At 32.0% G+C, this 16,921-nt stretch carries 15 protein-coding genes; 10 read left to right on the top strand and 5 right to left on the bottom strand.

Translation table 11 applies throughout. The features are described from left to right. Positions 1 to 56 precede the first annotated feature (56 nt). Positions 57 to 1,067, top strand: a complete 1,011-nt coding sequence (tilS, locus tag HA146_RS09175) for a tRNA lysidine(34) synthetase TilS (protein ID WP_209109224.1) — start codon at positions 57 to 59, stop codon at positions 1,065 to 1,067. On the opposite strand, the gene HA146_RS09180 is transcribed toward tilS, so the two are convergent. From HA146_RS09180 to HA146_RS09190, 3 genes are all read right to left on the bottom strand, one after another. Continuing rightward, positions 1,064 to 3,052, bottom strand: a complete 1,989-nt coding sequence (locus tag HA146_RS09180) for a ribonuclease J (RefSeq protein ID WP_209109225.1) — start codon at positions 3,050 to 3,052, stop codon at positions 1,064 to 1,066. The two genes, tilS and HA146_RS09180, sit on opposite strands and share 4 nt — an antisense overlap. An 80-nt stretch (positions 3,053 to 3,132) precedes the next feature. Beyond that, a complete protein-coding gene (dapA, locus tag HA146_RS09185) occupies positions 3,133 to 4,035 on the bottom strand; it encodes a 4-hydroxy-tetrahydrodipicolinate synthase (protein ID WP_209109226.1) in 903 nt (300 codons plus the stop codon). Continuing rightward, positions 4,032 to 5,063: an aspartate-semialdehyde dehydrogenase gene (locus HA146_RS09190; protein WP_209109227.1), complete on the bottom strand. Its 1,032-nt coding sequence runs from the start codon at positions 5,061 to 5,063 to the stop codon at positions 4,032 to 4,034. The genes dapA and HA146_RS09190 overlap by 4 nt, the downstream gene beginning before the upstream one ends. A gap of 123 nt (positions 5,064 to 5,186) precedes the next feature. Between HA146_RS09190 and tig the strand changes: the two genes are divergently transcribed. The 4 genes from tig (at position 5,187) to HA146_RS09210 (ending at position 10,625) form a co-directional block, all read left to right on the top strand. After that, positions 5,187 to 6,620: a trigger factor gene (gene tig, locus HA146_RS09195; RefSeq protein WP_209109228.1), complete on the top strand. Its 1,434-nt coding sequence runs from the start codon at positions 5,187 to 5,189 to the stop codon at positions 6,618 to 6,620. Between the two features lie 65 nt (positions 6,621 to 6,685). Further along, entirely contained in the window at positions 6,686 to 7,330 is a 645-nt protein-coding gene (clpP, locus tag HA146_RS09200) for an ATP-dependent Clp endopeptidase proteolytic subunit ClpP (RefSeq protein WP_348535294.1), read from the top strand. A gap of 105 nt (positions 7,331 to 7,435) precedes the next feature. After that, positions 7,436 to 8,803, top strand: coding sequence for an ATP-dependent protease ATP-binding subunit ClpX (clpX, locus tag HA146_RS09205; protein ID WP_209109229.1), 1,368 nt, complete (start codon positions 7,436 to 7,438; stop codon positions 8,801 to 8,803). A 58-nt stretch (positions 8,804 to 8,861) separates the two neighbouring features. Then, complete coding sequence (locus tag HA146_RS09210) at positions 8,862 to 10,625, top strand: DNA polymerase III subunit gamma/tau (protein ID WP_209109230.1); 1,764 nt, start codon at positions 8,862 to 8,864, stop codon at positions 10,623 to 10,625. Between the two features lies 1 nt (position 10,626). Here the strand turns inward: HA146_RS09210 and HA146_RS09215 are convergent, their stop codons facing one another. After that, positions 10,627 to 11,928 (bottom strand): glycosyltransferase family 2 protein, encoded by a 1,302-nt coding sequence (locus HA146_RS09215; protein WP_209109231.1) that lies wholly within the window; start codon positions 11,926 to 11,928, stop codon positions 10,627 to 10,629. 27 nt (positions 11,929 to 11,955) lie between these two features. Then, complete coding sequence (locus HA146_RS09220; RefSeq protein ID WP_209109232.1) at positions 11,956 to 13,494, bottom strand: SpoIID/LytB domain-containing protein; 1,539 nt, start codon at positions 13,492 to 13,494, stop codon at positions 11,956 to 11,958. A gap of 92 nt (positions 13,495 to 13,586) precedes the next feature. On the opposite strand from HA146_RS09220, the gene rpmI reads away from it, so the two are divergent. From rpmI to HA146_RS09245, 5 genes are all read left to right on the top strand, one after another. After that, positions 13,587 to 13,784 carry a 50S ribosomal protein L35 gene (rpmI, locus tag HA146_RS09225; RefSeq protein WP_002806185.1) on the top strand — a complete coding sequence of 66 codons (198 nt, stop codon included), beginning with the start codon at positions 13,587 to 13,589 and terminating at the stop codon, positions 13,782 to 13,784. A gap of 28 nt (positions 13,785 to 13,812) precedes the next feature. Beyond that, positions 13,813 to 14,160: a 50S ribosomal protein L20 gene (gene rplT / locus HA146_RS09230; protein ID WP_209109233.1), complete on the top strand. Its 348-nt coding sequence runs from the start codon at positions 13,813 to 13,815 to the stop codon at positions 14,158 to 14,160. A gap of 36 nt (positions 14,161 to 14,196) precedes the next feature. Then, positions 14,197 to 14,754: a tetratricopeptide repeat protein gene (locus HA146_RS09235; protein WP_209109234.1), complete on the top strand. Its 558-nt coding sequence runs from the start codon at positions 14,197 to 14,199 to the stop codon at positions 14,752 to 14,754. 2 nt (positions 14,755 to 14,756) lie between these two features. Then, on the top strand, positions 14,757 to 15,551 hold the full coding sequence (locus HA146_RS09240) for a thiazole synthase (RefSeq protein WP_209109235.1): 795 nt from the start codon (positions 14,757 to 14,759) through the stop codon (positions 15,549 to 15,551). A 169-nt stretch (positions 15,552 to 15,720) separates the two neighbouring features. Next, entirely contained in the window at positions 15,721 to 16,914 is a 1,194-nt protein-coding gene (locus tag HA146_RS09245) for an NAD-dependent epimerase/dehydratase family protein (protein WP_209109236.1), read from the top strand. Positions 16,915 to 16,921 lie beyond the last annotated feature (7 nt).

Here is a 16,921-nt window from a genome sequence, read left to right on the forward strand (position 1 = left end):
ACATTGTTTTAGTAAAACAGTGCATTTTTTAAAAAATATTATCTGAGCAACACAAAATGTCTGATAAAAATTTTACTCATAAAAATTGGTCAGCATTGCATCATCTATTTCATAAAGAGCTTCTTAGCAAAAACAAATTAATTCCCAAAGGATCAAATATTTTAATAAGTGTTTCCGGAGGACAAGACTCAATGGCTTTATTAACACTAATTAATGACCTAAAAAAACTGCATAATTGGTCTATTAGTGTTTGGCATGGTGATCATCAGTGGCACGAAAAATCCTCAATATATGCTCTTGAATTAAAAAGTTTTTGCGAAGGTAAAAATATTTCATTCTATTTTGACCAAGCAAAAAAAGAAAATGTTTTTTCAGAAGAAAAAGCACGAGAATGGAGATATAAAAAATTATGTGAAAGAGCTAAAACCTTATTTAAAAAGGACCAGGGGGGAGAGGATATTTATTTGTTAACTGGTCACACGAGTAGTGATAATGCAGAAACATTTATCCTCAATTTATCTAGAGGGAGCAATTTTACCGGTCTGAGTAATATTGAGAGCAAAAGATTAATAGAAAATCGAATTTTTTTAATAAGACCAATATTAATTTTCAGTAGGGAAGATACAAAACAATTTTGTAATGATATGAAGATCCCAGTCTGGGAAGATCCTACAAATTCGGATCTTAAATTAAAAAGAAATTTAGTAAGAAAAAAAATTATTCCTACCTTAGAAGTTATCTATCCTGGTTGTTCTGAAAGGATAAATAATTTTTCCCAAAAAATGAGCAACTACAATAATGAACGTAATGATCTTAGTGAACTAGCATATCTATATTGTAAAGATTTAAGAGGTATCAATAGGAATCTCTTAAATAGTATGTGTATTGAAGCGAGGTGCACAATCTTAAATAGATTTTTAAAAGAAATATCTGAAAAGCAGTGTAGTTCTAAAAATCTGACAAAAATGGCAACTTCAATTTATGAAAAAAATAAAGGTCAAATTAACTTGCAAGAGTTTTTAAAAATTGTTTGGAATAAAAACTATATAAATTTTGAAAAAAGTTAGGATGTGACAGCAGATCTTCTTCTTCTTGTTCTACCTTCAAATGAATCTTCTGTAGCAGTCTCAGCTGATGGATTCTGTGAAACTTTTGAACTTTTTTGGATATTTTGTGGATTATTTGAACTATGCGGATGATTATTGTTTGTTTTCTTATGGAAATTATTATTTCTATTTCTATTTCTATTGGAAGAATTTTGCTCTTCAGTAATCTTTGGAATATAAGCTCGAGTTCCACTTGGAGCAGGTTGAACTAAACACAAAATAAGTGGTTCAACTTGTAATTCTCTTCTCATTCTTCTCGATAAACCATTTTCAATTTCTCTTTGTACACCAATCCAATCTACTTCAAAATTATTCGGCCCAGTTTGTCTGGATAATTGTTTCCATCTATTTTCTAAGACCCAGCTTATTTCTCGTTCTGTCCACATAGACATTTTTCTTTGCTCTGCAGTAGTAACAACTCCTCTTAAATTCACTCTAGGAGGTGCAACCATCTTCCCATCTGTACTAATAGGAGCTAAAACAGTTACTACACCATCCCCAGCTAATTGCTGCCTTTCCTTTAAAACTCGAGCATCTACTATCCCATTTCGTGAGTTATCAAGCAGTTCAACTCCAGCTTTTACAGGATCACCCTTTTGAATAGAATTGGGTGTTAACTCAACTACATCTCCATTTTCAATAATTAAAATATTGTCCTTTGGAACCCCCATAGTTTGTGCACTCTTACCATGACAAACAAGCATTCTATGTTCTCCATGAACAGGGACAAAAAACTTAGGTTTTGCAAGTGCTAACATTAACTTTTGATCTTCTTGAAAACCATGACCAGAAACATGAATATTCTCACCCTTTCCATAAATAACCTTTGCTCCGAGTTTCATTAATCTATCTATTGTATTAACAACAGAAATAGTATTACCAGGAATTGGGCTGGCTGAAAATATTACAGTATCAGTAGTCTTAAGACGAACATGCTGATGTTCACCACGAGATATTCTGCTTAAAGCTGCTAGGGGTTCTCCTTGACTTCCAGTCATTAATAATAAGGTCTCTCTGTCTGGTAAATCTCTAATTTGCTTGATAGGAACAAACAAATCATCTGGACATTTCATATAACCAATATCTCTCGCCTTAGCAATAACATTTATCATAGATCTACCTAACAAACCGACCTTTCTGCCATGTTTCATGGCTAACTCTAAGATCATTGTCACTCTATGAACAGAACTAGCAAAAGTGGTAAGGATAACTCGTTCTTTTGCCTCAGCAATATGTTTTTCTAAAGAGGAATAGATAGTCTTCTCAGAAGGACAAAAACCTGGAACTTCAGCATTAGTCGAATCACTGAACATGCATAAAACGCCCTTCTCTCCATAATGCACCATTCTTTCAATATCAAATTGCTCTCCATCTACTGGCATATGATCAAACTTAAAATCTCCTGTGAAAATAATTGTGCCAACAGGTGTTGTAACTGCTAAAGAAAAACTATCGCAAATAGAATGGGTATTTCGAATAAATTCAACAGAAAAATGTTGTCCAACTTTTACAACATCTCTTGGATTTACTGTCTGTATAGTTGTTCTGTCAGATACTCCTGCTTCCTCCATTTTTCCTCTAAGCATTGACATTGCCAGTCTTGGGCCATAAATAATCGGAATATTAAAATGCTTTAGATGATGAGAAATACCTCCAATATGATCTTCATGACCGTGAGTAACGATCATTCCTTTAATTCTTCTTTGATTTTCTCTTAGGAAAGTTGTATCTGGCATTACAATATTTACGCCATGCATTCCATCAGATGGGAAAGCTAGGCCTGCATCAACAAGCATCAATTCATCACCATATTCAAAAACACAAGTGTTTTTTCCTATTTCATGTAATCCTCCAAGAGGTATTACGCGCAGAGCTGGCGTATTACTTTTAGATCTAGATGAATCATTAGTAGATCTATTTACAGTTGAATTTGTACTTGATTGCATAATTTTGAAATTTATGAAGGCCGGCTTGTAATCAAATAAGGTTTATTTAAATTTAATTATCAAGTTATATATAATCCCTATTATAGGGATTTCAGGATAAAAGATAGTTGCTTTTTCATGTCATTGCTTAATGGTGACAAAGGACTTCTAGGATTACCTACATTCCATCCCGACAGCTCCAAAGCAGCCTTAATTGGAATTGGATTGGTGGTCATAAAAAGTGCTTTGAAAAGAGGCTGAAGTTTTTCATGAATTGCAAGCGCATTAGAAACTTTTCCACTTTGAAAGGATTGAATCATCTCTTTCAATTGCAAGCCAACCAAATGACTTGCAACACTTACTACTCCTACAGCACCCACAGATAACATTGGAAGCAACAATGAATCGTCGCCACTATATACAGAGAGTTGGGAGCCACAAATAGCTCTTAATTCTGTTACTTCTTCTATTCTACCGCTTGCCGCTTTAATACTGAGAATATTTGAGAAATCCATAAGTTTCTTCACAGTATCAGGTAATAAATTGCACCCTGTCCTTCCAGGTATGTTGTAAAGCATTAAAGGCAAATCCTTTGCAGAATTAGCAATGGAACTGAAATGTTTATAAAGACCTTCTTGAGGTGGTTTATTGTAATAAGGAACAACAACCAAAGCACCATCCGCCCCAGAGTCGTAGGCTTTTTTTGTAGCTTCTACAGCCTCACTTGTGCAATTACTCCCAGTACCAACTATAACTTTACAGCTTGAATGCAAAGATCCTTTTACTGCAATAAATAAATCATGCTGTTCCGCCCATGAAAGAGTCGGAGATTCTCCAGTAGTACCACATAGCACAATGCCATCAGAACCGTTCTCAAAAAGATAATTTGAAAGTTTTATAGCTAGTTCATAATCTACATTTCCATTTTCAGTAAATGGAGTAACCATTGCAGTCAATATTCTTCCAAAAAATGGATTAGTAAACCTAGTGTTGTCTGGAATCATTTTTTTGGAATTAATAACTCAGCTATTTGAACAGCATTAAGAGCTGCTCCTTTTCTTATTTGATCTCCACATAACCATAATTCTAATCCATTTGTCTGACTTATATCACTTCTTAACCTGCCAACAGCAACATTATCCTTTCCCATAACGTCATTTGGCATAGGAAATCTATTATTTTTGTAATCCTCGATAATTTCAATTCCAGGAGATTTTCTTAATTCTTCAAGAGCATCTTTAGGTTCAACTACATCAGCAAATTCAATATTGATAGATTCAGAGTGAGCTCTCAGTACTGGAACTCGAACGCACGTAGCAGAGAGCTTTAAATCAGCAATATTTAATATTTTCCTGGTCTCATTAACCATTTTCATCTCTTCTTCGCAGTAATTATTTGCAAGCATGGGTGAATTATGTAAAAACAAATTAAAAGCTAGGGAGTATGGCAAAACTTCACTTTTTTGCAGATTACCCTGAAGATATTGTTCAGTTAAAAGTTTTAATTCCTCCATCGCCATTTGGCCTGCACCACTGACAGATTGATATGTTGAGACAATAACTCTTTGAATAGTTGAAAGTTTATTTAAAGGGGCTAAAACTAATGTCAACAAAATGGTAGTGCAGTTTGGATTCGCTATGACCCCATCATGATTGAATGCATCACTAGCATTAACTTCAGGAACTATAAGAGGTACGTTCTTATCTAATCTGAAAGCACTGGAATTATCTATAATTAAAGCATTTTGATCGATAATAGTAGGCAACCATTTTTTTGAAATACTTCCACCAGCTGAAGCTAAAACTAAATCAAGATTTAGAAATCCTTCCTTAGTTGTTTTTTTTGTAACTAATTCTTCACCTTTCCAAATAATTTTTTTCCCTTCTGACCGCTCTGATGAAAGTAAGACCAATTCTGATATTGGGAAATCGCGTTGTTCAAGAATTTTGAGTAATTCAGACCCTACAGCACCTGAGGATCCTAAAACAGCAACTTTTAATGGCCTATTAGGCAAAAACGGAGATTTTCTCACACTTAAAAAAGATTTTTATTAATAGATTGACTATTTTTTTTACTTTATCAAAAAATTAACTTTCAAGTAAATCACATAATGTGAAATAATTAAGTTCCGACTTATAGTAATAATTACAAAAACATGGCTAAAGAAGAATTAATAGTCAAAACAACTCCTCTGCCTCAAAGTAGAATTTCATTTGAATTAGAAATACCATCTGAGACATGCAAAACGTGTGTAAATGAGACAATCAATGCTATTAGTCGTTCGGCTAAAATTCCTGGATTTAGACTAGGTAAAATTCCTAAACAAGTCTTAATTCAAAGAATTGGCATCACACAATTACATGCTTCTGCTCTAGAAAAAATAATTGATAAATCATGGCAAGAAGCATTAAAAATAAAATCTATAGAGCCTCTAAGTGAGCCAGAATTGGTAGATGGATTTGAATCTTTACTTGAAAAGTTTAGTCCTGAAAAATCACTAAAGGTTACCCTTCAGACTGATGTTGCACCAGAATTAAAACTAAAAAAATCCAAAGGACTTAGTGTTGAAATTTCAAAAAATAAATTTGATTCTCAGTCAGTAGATGAAGCGCTAGAAAAATCTAGAAGTCAATTTGCAAATATTGTTCCAGTTACTAATAGATCAGCGAAATTAGGAGATATTGCTGTAGTTAGTTTCAAAGGGACATATAAAGACTCTGGTAAAGAGATTGATGGTGGAACAAGTGAATCAATGGATCTTGAGTTAGAAAAGAACAAAATGATTCCGGGTTTCGTTGAAGGAATAGTAAAGATGAAAATTGGAGATTCTAAAACACTTAACCTTAAATTTCCTGAAGATTATTCTCATGAAGATTCAAGGGGCAAAGAGGCACTCTTTGAAGTAAATCTTAAGGATCTTAAAGAAAAAGAATTACCCGCACTTAATGACGATTTTGCAAAACAGTCTGGCAATAAAGAATCATTAAAAGAGTTAAAGAAAGATATTGAAAAGCAACTAAAAGACAATTTTGAAAAAACTCAAAAAGATATAAAAATTGAAGCTTTATTAGATGCATTAACAAACGAATTAGTTGCTGAAATTCCAAAAACTATGATTGATATAGAAGTTAGGAATAATATTGAACAAACCGCGCAAAAATTTGCTCAACAAGGTCTTGATGTTAAATCTACTTTCACTCCGGAATTAGTTAAGTCATTGGCAGAGTCCACAAGGCCTCAGGCTGAAAAAAATGTTCAAAGAAATTTAGCTCTAAAGGCATTAGCAGAAACAGAAAACATAACAGTTGAAAAAGAAGAAATTGATTTAAAAATGAAAGATTATGAAGATGCAATCTCTAAATCTTCAAAACAAATAGATATTAAAAAATTAACAGAAGTAATTAGTAACGATTTGCTCAAAGAAAAATTAATAATATGGCTTGAAGAAAATTCCGAAGTTAAAGAAAAAACTACAAAATCTACCAAAACCTCCAAAACTACAAAAGCGACAAAAACTACGACAAAAACAACAAAAACAACAAAAACAACAAAAACAACAAAAACTCAAAATAAAAAAGAAAAAAAATAATTTATAAAATTTCTTACTAATTAATCAAAAACCTCTTAAATTAACAATAAGACGAAAACTATTTTGTGAATTCAGAAAAAAAACATTTAATCCAAAGCTCAATAAGTTCTTTTGAAAGCATTAATAAAACTAGTGCCGCTGTTCCTACGGTTATAGAACAATCTGGTAGAGGTGAAAGAGCTTTTGATATTTATTCAAGACTATTGAGGGAAAGAATAATTTTTTTAGGTACTGGCATTAATGATCAAGTATCTGACTCTCTTGTCGCACAATTATTATTTCTTGAAGCTGAAGATCCTGAAAAAGACATACAAATATATATCAACTCTCCTGGAGGCTCAGTAACTGCAGGAATGGCCATATACGATACTATGCAACAAATATCCCCTGATGTAGTGACAATATGCTTTGGAGTAGCTGCAAGTATGGGTGCATTTCTACTTTCTGGGGGAGCAAAGGGGAAAAGATTAGCTTTACCTAATTCTAGGATAATGATTCATCAACCCCTGGGAGGTGCACAAGGTCAAGCAGTAGAAATAGAAATACAAGCTAAAGAAATACTTTTTCTCAAGAAGACATTAAATTCGCTTTTAGCAGAACATACTGGTCAACCTTTAGAAAAGATTAATGAAGATACAGAAAGAGACTACTTTTTATCTCCCTCAGAAGCAGTCGAATATGGATTAATTGATAAAGTTATCAAAAAATGACAAGGGGGGGTTATTTTTTACGAAAATGATGACGAATCGATATTTATAAGCAATCCTAGTAAATAGGGAATATTGAACACCTTAAAATTTTATACTTTATAATCGATGGCTAAATTCGACGCCCATCTTAAATGTTCATTTTGCGGAAAATCACAAGACCAAGTTAGAAAGCTCATAGCTGGTCCTGGTGTTTATATCTGTGATGAATGCATAGATCTTTGTAATGAAATTCTTGATGAAGAACTACTTGATAATCAAGCAAAAACAAACAATTCCCCGCCAGTAAAAAAGAAGTTACAAACTGATAATTCCAAAAAATCTATTCCTTTAGAATTAACTGCAATTCCTAAACCATTAGAAATTAAAAGTTTTCTTGATAATCAGGTAGTAGGACAAGAATCTGCAAAGAAAATATTATCAGTAGCCGTATACAACCACTACAAAAGATTAGCTTGGAAAGTTAAAGAAGAAAATAAAGATAGCAATTCAAAGGATGCACAATCGACAAAATTACAAAAATCAAATATTTTACTCATCGGCCCAACTGGAAGCGGTAAAACATTATTGGCACAAACTTTAGCTGAGTTTCTAGATGTTCCTTTTGCAGTGGCTGATGCAACATCTTTAACAGAAGCAGGATATGTTGGAGAAGATGTTGAAAATATCCTTTTAAGACTTCTACAAAAATCAGAAATGAATGTAGAGCTAGCTCAAAAAGGGATAATTTACATAGATGAAATAGATAAAATTGCTAGAAAAAGTGAGAATCCTTCAATTACTAGAGATGTCTCTGGTGAAGGAGTGCAGCAAGCATTATTAAAAATGCTTGAAGGAACAGTTGCTAATGTTCCACCGCAAGGAGGAAGAAAACATCCTTATCATGACTGCATCCAAATTGATACGAGTCAAATTTTATTTATTTGCGGGGGGGCTTTTATAGGTTTAGAGGATATAGTTCAAAAGCGTATGGGTAAACACTCCATAGGATTTACCACCAATTCAGATCAAAAGAAAGTTGATACAAAAAAAATATTAGACCCAAGAGATTCTCTGAAAAATTTAGAGTTAGATGATTTAGTAAAATATGGACTAATTCCAGAATTTATTGGAAGAATTCCCGTTTGTGCTGTATTAGATCGTCTGACTAAAGAAACCTTAGAATCTATTCTAACTCAACCAAGAGATGCACTAGTAAAGCAATTCAAAACTTTACTAAGTATGGATAATGTGGAATTATCATTTGAGCCTGATTCTGTTGAAGCAATAGCAAATGAAGCATATAAAAGAAAAACAGGTGCAAGAGCATTAAGATCAATAATTGAGGAACTAATGCTAGACATAATGTACACTTTGCCTTCTGAAAAAAATGTAAAAGACTTCACAATTACAAAACAAATGGTTGATAATTTATTCTCATCCAAAATTGTTAAACTACCTTCAGGATCAAAAAGAATCATTAAAGAGTCTGCTTAAAAATTAGAGTTGAACTGTAGTAATTGAAACCCTAATTGTTCTAATTAATGAAGATTAAATGCCTAATATTCATAAGCCTTTTCATCAAAAATATAGACCAAACAAACTAGACGAACTGGTTGGGCAAAATTTTATATCTATTACTCTAAAACAAGCAATGTTAACAAAAAAGATTGCTCCTGCATATCTTTTTAATGGTCCAAGAGGCACTGGCAAAACATCAAGTGCCAGAATCTTTGCGAAATCTTTAAACTGTCAGGCATTTGAACAACCAACAATAAGTCCTTGTGGTAAATGTGACTTATGTAGACAAATTACAGATGGTAACGCTCTAGATATTATCGAGATTGATGCAGCATCAAATACAGGAGTTGAAAATATAAGAGAAATTATAGAAAGAGCGAGGTTTGCTCCTACTCTAGCGAGATGGAAAGTATACGTTATTGATGAATGTCATATGCTTTCCTCAGCAGCTTCAAATGCTTTACTAAAAACTATTGAAGAACCGCCCTCAAGAGTTGTATTTATCCTTGCGACGACAAATCCTGAGAGAGTATTAAATACAATACAAAGTAGATGTCAAAAATTTGATTTTAGAAGAATAAGCCCTAGTGACATTTTTCAAAATTTATCAGAAATAGCAGAAAAAGAATCCATTAAGTATGAGGTGCAAGCATTAAAAATGATTGCAAAAAGATCTAATGGAGGAATGAGAGATGCACAAAGCCTTCTTGAACAAATTCATCTTCTACCAGAGGGTATAACAATTAAAAATATTCAAAGCCTGCTAGGAGAAGTATCAGAGATTGAATTAACAAATCTGATTAAATCATTAATTGAGAATAATCCAGAGTCATTAATTATCAGCTGCAACAAATTATATGATGATGGAAACGAACCCAATCAAATCATTATTGGATTATTAAATATAACAAGAGATTTACTACTACATACTACAAATAATAAATATTCAGATCTTTATTATACGCCTGATGAATTTCAAGAAGAATTAGATAAAATCTCAAAAACAATCAATAAATCAACAATAATTAATTGGCATAATAAGCTTAGAAATATTGAATATCAAATCAAAACAAGTGATAATCCAAGGCTGTGGTTGGAAATACATTTAACAGGCCTTCTAGATAATCAAGAGATAAATAGTTTTGAAAATAAGCAAGAAAATAACAAAAATGCGACTAAAGACCAGCATGAAAACATAAAAAACAATGAAACAATAAATAAAGAAAATATATCTCATGAAATTCAAAAACCAAGCATAAAAGAGCAAATAAGAGGCACGGAATTGATTATAAAAAAAGACGAAGAATTAGAAGATTTTAATAGTCTTGGGAAAAAAAGTATTAGAAATATTGCTGATACTAGCCAAAAAAATCCTGAGCCAAATAATTTAAAAGATCAATGGGAATTAATTCTTTCTAAATTAGAGTTACCATCAACAAGAATGTTACTTTCACAACAAGCCGAGCTAGAAAGTTTTGATTCTGAGAAAATCACAATTGCATTATCTCCAAACTGGGAAAATATGATAAAAAGCAGAAAAGTTATAATTGAAAATACAGTAAAAAAGATATTTGGAGATCAAATAATACTTAATTTTTCTACCAAACAATTATCTAAAATTAACCCAACAAACTCTCCAAAAACAACCAACAATCAAGAAAAGAATCTGAAACCAATAAAAAAAATAGAACCAACAACTAATTTGTCAAAAAAAATATCTAAAGAGGAAAATTATGATGATAGTCCAAAAAACTTAGCAAATTTTTTTAATGGAGAGATTATAGACCTTGATGAATAAATTACACTCCAGTATGCAGAGTTTTTCGCCAAAGAATCTTTTTGGGGAAAATAGACATTTTTATTGTTACCCAAGGTATTACTAAAAACCAATGTGATAAATAAAAAATCGATACAAATGTCATCAAAAGATTTCCTTTTTGCAATACAGGCACTTCGCTTTTGCAAGAAGCACCGTACCAAAAAGCAATTCCTGATAACATAAAAGCTGTTAATGAAATAGGCCAGTAAATTGGTGAATCTAATAAAGCGATACTGAGAACTAAATCAACAATAGATATTATTGGAAGTGCATATTGCAAGATGAAGAAGTATGTTAAATCAAATTTCTGCAAATAATCAATTTTATTAGTAAATAATTGATCCCCATAATCAAAGAATCTTTGCAAGCCGCCCTCTGCCCATCTTTGCCTTTGTGCTAATAAAGCATTTAAATTCTCAACTGCTTCTTCCATGACTGGAGGATCCCATAAGATTCCAATTCTAGATTTTGATAATAATAATCTTAAACTTAAATCGAGATCATCCGTAACTGTGTCTTCATTAAAAGAACCACATGCCAATAACGTATCTTTTTTAATTAATTCACCATTTCCTCTTAATTCAGCAACTCTGGCAACTGATAACCTTCCATATTGAAAGATTGCGTCCATAGCCATCTCCATGGACTGACATGAAGTTAAAAAATTCTTACTTACATTTGTTACTGATTTTCTTAATTGAACTGCAGACCAATCACCCTCTTCTACAAAACTAAATAACCGTATCAAAGAATCTTGTTTTAATTGAGCATCAGCATCCAACACTAATAACCATTCACCATGAGTAAACTTCAAGGCATAATTTAAAGCTCCTGACTTTCCGCCTCCTGCGCTTGGAGAACGACTTACTACTTTTAGCTTTTCAAATTGTCTGGATAATCGATCTAAAATTAAAGGGGTCTTATCAGAACTACCATCATCGATTATGTAAATATTTAATTTATTTTTTGGATAATCCAAATTAAATAACCTTTCAACTAATCTTTCTATGACATTCTCTTCATCTCTAGCTGCAACCAAAATATCGAGTAAAGGTAACTCTTTATTAATCACTCCTCTGCTAATAGTATTTGCAATATTGTTCCTTTTGAAATTTCTAGAAATAACTATGAAACCGTAAAAAGCAATCACCAAAGAAAGAGTCAATATAAAGTAAAAAAAACCTCTGATATTGTAAACATGAGGAATGATAGTTACTAAAAAACAAGCACTAAGAAATAGAAACGACTTCAACCTTCGATTTTTATAAAAACCCTTACTCATACAAGTACATTTCTAATTATTGAATTCTCATTGAGACAATAACTCAATATTTTCAAGTTTTGCATCTCGATAATAATGATTCAATATTTGTTCATAAGAGAATCCTAATTCAGCCATTTCAATTGCTCCTGACTGTGATAAACCTACACCATGACCGAAGCCTCCTCCTCTCAAAAGCCATAAATCATCACTTAATTTATTAATAGTAAATAAATTACTAGGTATAAAACTGAATACTCGTCGAATATCATCTTTAACTAGCGCAATAGATTTATTAACTTTGTTAGTCTGTATTTCTAATTTTGTCACTCTGCCACTTGAACCTCGTTCAATGACATTGAAATCCAAAACATTTTCATTAATATTGATAAGTTTGTTTTTAATTAACGTTTCTTTAATTTTAAGACGAGAAATTTTCTTATTCCAGCGAAAAAGAGAGTGATCGCTCCCATAAAAATGGTCTTTATCAAAATCTAAAAAATTATTTAATTCAGATTCACTTGAAATTGGAAGTTTAAAAATTTTATTTAATGATTTAGAACCATCAATGATTGAATTAAAGTAAAAATAATCTTGCATTTGCCAAGACTCGGCAGCTAAAGCAGATACACCACCGTTAGAACCATGATAAAAAGCATTTATTGGTTGATTTTCATATGTGAGAATCAAGTTTGAAGTTGCTTCTATAGCTTGTTGTACTTTTTTATTTTTAATTTTAGGAGGCTGATAAACTTGACATTGAGTGCTTATACATAAATGATATTTATCCATATTAAATCTATCAGAATTATAAATTCCCCAAGTTCGGGCAATAACTGCCTGTGCTTTGAGGGCTTCTAAAGGGGAACTCGGTCCAATTTCGTGTGGCAAAACACCTTCTAAATAATCATCAAACTTAATTTTTTGAATTAACGTCCAAGTTCCATATAAATCTTGTATTAAATAAAAATTATTACCAAAATTAACATCATTTATTTTTATTTCCTCCTCAGCATAAATATGTATAGGTCCTTCGAGTTGCATAACACTATAATCACTTTTAAGAAAAGGAGTAATTTGAATATTTTTTATTTTTCTGAAAATTTTATTTTTTAATTCAAAATCGGGTAAATCATCTTCAAATGGAATCCATACCTCCCAATTTTCAGGAAAAGCAACAGTAGTCTCAAAGCCTTTATCTTTTATTTTCTCTGCTTGTTTTTTTGCTGATTCATAACTAGCAAAAGGACCAAAAACAATTCTTTCAATAGTTTCTGGATTTTTGATGGGTATATCCCTCCAGGTAATATTAATGTGTTTTGATTTATATTTGATACCGTTGGATGAATGCAAGTTTAAAAAGCCTTTATCAGTTGTAAAATTAATATTCTTTACCTTAGAAAAACTATCATTTTCCCCGCCAAGATATTGCTTTAAACCTATTAAAAATTTTCCTTTTTTAATTTCTGTATTAAGTTCAACCTCTAGCAATTCTTCTGAAACTACACTAGAAGTAAATTTAGTGTTAATTATTAAAAGAGAAATAAAGCCTAAACATAACTTTAAAAAGGTAAATTTACTTTTCATAAGTAGAAACTTTCCTTATCAATATAAAAACTTTAATTTGCGCCAATGCGTATAAAGGTTTAGATTATCCTAATTAAACACATTTGACTTAAATGTCTAAACTAAAAACTCGTAAATCAGCTGCCAAAAGATTTAAAGCTACTGCTACGGGTAAATTCATGAGAAGAAGAGCTTTCCATAATCATTTACTTGATCATAAAAGCTCAAAATTAAAAAGACATCTTTCAACAAAAGCAGTAGTTGATGAAAGAGATGCCGATAATGTAAAATTGATGATTCCATACGCATAAATCGTTAACCCATTCCCCTTAGTAATTCATGGCACGTGTAAAAAGAGGCAATATAGCCAGAAAAAGAAGAAACAAAATCTTAAATCTTGCAAAAGGTTTTAGAGGCGGAAACAAAAATCTTTTCAGAACAGCAAATCAAAGAGTAATGAAAGCTCTCTGTAATGCTTACAGAGATAGAAGAAGAAGAAAAAGAGATTTTAGAAGACTTTGGATTGCTAGAATTAATGCTTCAGCAAGAATAAATGGAACGAACTATAGCAAGTTAATAAATGGCATGAAAACTTCTGAAATTATCATTAATAGAAAAATGCTTGCTCAATTAGCCTTAAATGACCCAAAATGTTTTGAAAAAATAGTTTCTTCCGTTAGCAATTAAAAAAAAGAATATAATCTTAAAAAATAATTCTAAATAATGGAAATATCTTCCTTTCAATCCTATTTAATAATTCTTTTTGTAGTACTAATAATAATTTCTATTTTTGTTTTAAGACAATTTTTAAGAACAAGAAGTGAAGAATTGAATTTAGTAAAATTTGAACAAAAAGGTTTAGATGCCCTAAATGAAGCCACAGAATTATATGAATTTGGTTCTGTTCAGATAAAAAAAAGATTATATTCTGAAGCAACTAAGACTTTTTTAAAAGCTATTGATAATTATGAAAATGAACCTGATGAGGCCAAAGCCATTATAAATAATGCTTTAGGGTTTTCTTATGCTGCTCAAAATGAATTTAAAAAAGCAATTAAACACTATAACTCTGCAATAAAATCACTCCCAGAATATCCGATAGCCTTAAATAATCTTGCATCAGCACAACAGCGTTTATTGGAATATGACATGGCATATGCGACTTATCAGAAGGTTTTAGTTATAGATCCAAAAAACAAAACCGCAATTAAAAAAAGTAAGGAATTAGAAAAAAGAAATAACTACAAACCTTATGAAGGTATAAAAGATAAAGGATTTTAAATATGGAAAATTATTCATCTTTACGAATTGGAGGAAAACAATTTTCCAGTAGATTAATGGTAGGTACTGGCAAATACAAATCTACACAAGATATGGTAGAAAGTTTGTCAAATTCAGACACAGAAATTATAACCGTCGCTGTTAGAAGAATTAAAAATGATCAGAGTGGAGAAAATTTACTCGAAAAGATTAACTGGAAAAAATACTGGATGCTTCCTAATACAGCTGGTTGTGTGAATGCCGATGAAGCCGTCAGAATAGCAATGTTGGGAAGAGAGCTTGCAAAATTATCTGGTCAAGAAGAAAATAATTTTGTCAAGTTGGAAGTGATTCCTGACAAAAAATATTTGTTGCCAGACCCAATAGAAACGGTAAAGGCCGCTGAAGTTTTAATAAAAAAGGGTTTTGCTGTACTTCCCTATATAAATGCAGATCCTATTCTTGCAAAAAGACTAGAAGAATTAGGTTGTTCAACTGTAATGCCATTAGGCTCGCCTATTGGCTCAGGACAAGGTTTATTAAATTTATCAAACATAGCGATAATTATTGAGAATGCCAAAGTACCTGTGATAATTGACGCAGGGATTGGAGTGCCGAGTGAAGCATCTCAAGCTATGGAACTTGGAGCCGATGGTGTTTTAATTAATAGTGCAATCGCACAAGCTGAAAACCCACCTCTAATGGCTCAAGCAATAAATTATGGCGTAAAAGCAGGCAGGCACGCTTTTCTTGCAGGAAGAATTAAAAAACAAGACTTTGCAATAGCAAGTTCACCAGACAACAACATATCGATCTAATTCTCTAAAGTTAAATCAATTTAAAAGGAGAGTAAAAATTTATTATTTGTTTGATTTCTTCTATTAAGAAAAAAGATTTGAAACTATTTACGATATTTTTTCGCAAATTGGAAGCACACTGTAGTAATTTAATAAATATATTATGAAACTATTAATTCTGGAGTTCTGAGTGAAAGTTATTGTTCTTGGTGGAGATGGTTTTTGCGGTTGGCCTTGTGCGGTGAATTTAGCAGAGCAAAATCATGATGTAATTATTGTCGACAATTTAAGTCGTAGAAAAATAGATATTGATCTAGAAGTAGAATCTTTAACTCCAATCTCTTCCATAACAGAAAGACTTTCTGCATGGAAAGAGATTGGAGGTAAACCTATGAGATTTCTTAACATGGATATCTCTAAACAATATCAAAAATTACTGAATTTGCTTATTGAAGAAAAACCAGATTCAGTTATCCATTTCGCAGAACAAAGAGCAGCGCCTTACTCGATGAAATCGAGTTTTACGAAAAGATATACAGTAGATAATAATGTTAATGGCACGCACAACCTTCTAGCTGCAATCGTAGAATCTAATTTAGATATTCATGTTGTTCATTTAGGAACAATGGGGGTCTACGGATATGGATCCCATAGAGGTGCAACAATTCCAGAAGGTTATTTAAAGGTTGAAGTTCCACAACCAGATGGAAGCCGCTTTGAAGAAGAAATATTACACCCTGCGAGTCCAGGAAGTGTTTACCATATGACTAAAACTTTAGATCAATTATTATTTCTTTACTACAACAAAAATGATCTTGTAAGAATAACTGATCTGCATCAAGGTATTGTTTGGGGAACAAATACAGAATCAACTTTGAAAGATCCTAGATTGACAAACAGATTTGACTATGACGGAGATTATGGAACTGTTCTAAACAGATTTCTCATGCAAGCTGCTATTGGATATCCTTTAAGTGTTCATGGAACAGGAGGGCAAACGAGAGCATTTATACATATAAAAGATTCGGTAAAATGTGTGCAACTTGCACTTGAGAATCCTCCAAAATCGGGAGAGAGAGTCAAAATCTTTAATCAAATGACTGAAAGTCATCAAGTTGGGGAGCTAGCTAAAAAAATTGCATCTCTCACAGGGGCTGATATCAATTATTTACCAAATCCAAGGAATGAAGCAGTTGAAAATGATTTAATTGTTGATAATAAATGCTTTATAGAATTAGGTTTAAACCCAACCACTCTTGATAATGGCTTATTAGAAGAAGTTGTTGAAGTTGCTAAAAAATACTCCAAGAGATGTGATTTGAAACGCATACCTTGTGTTTCATCCTGGACTAAAAAACAAGCTGAGGCTATAAAGACTAATTAAAATTTCT

Origin of the sequence: Prochlorococcus marinus CUG1416 (assembly GCF_017695965.1) — a bacterium.
Taxonomy (GTDB): Bacteria; Cyanobacteriota; Cyanobacteriia; order PCC-6307; family Cyanobiaceae; genus Prochlorococcus_A.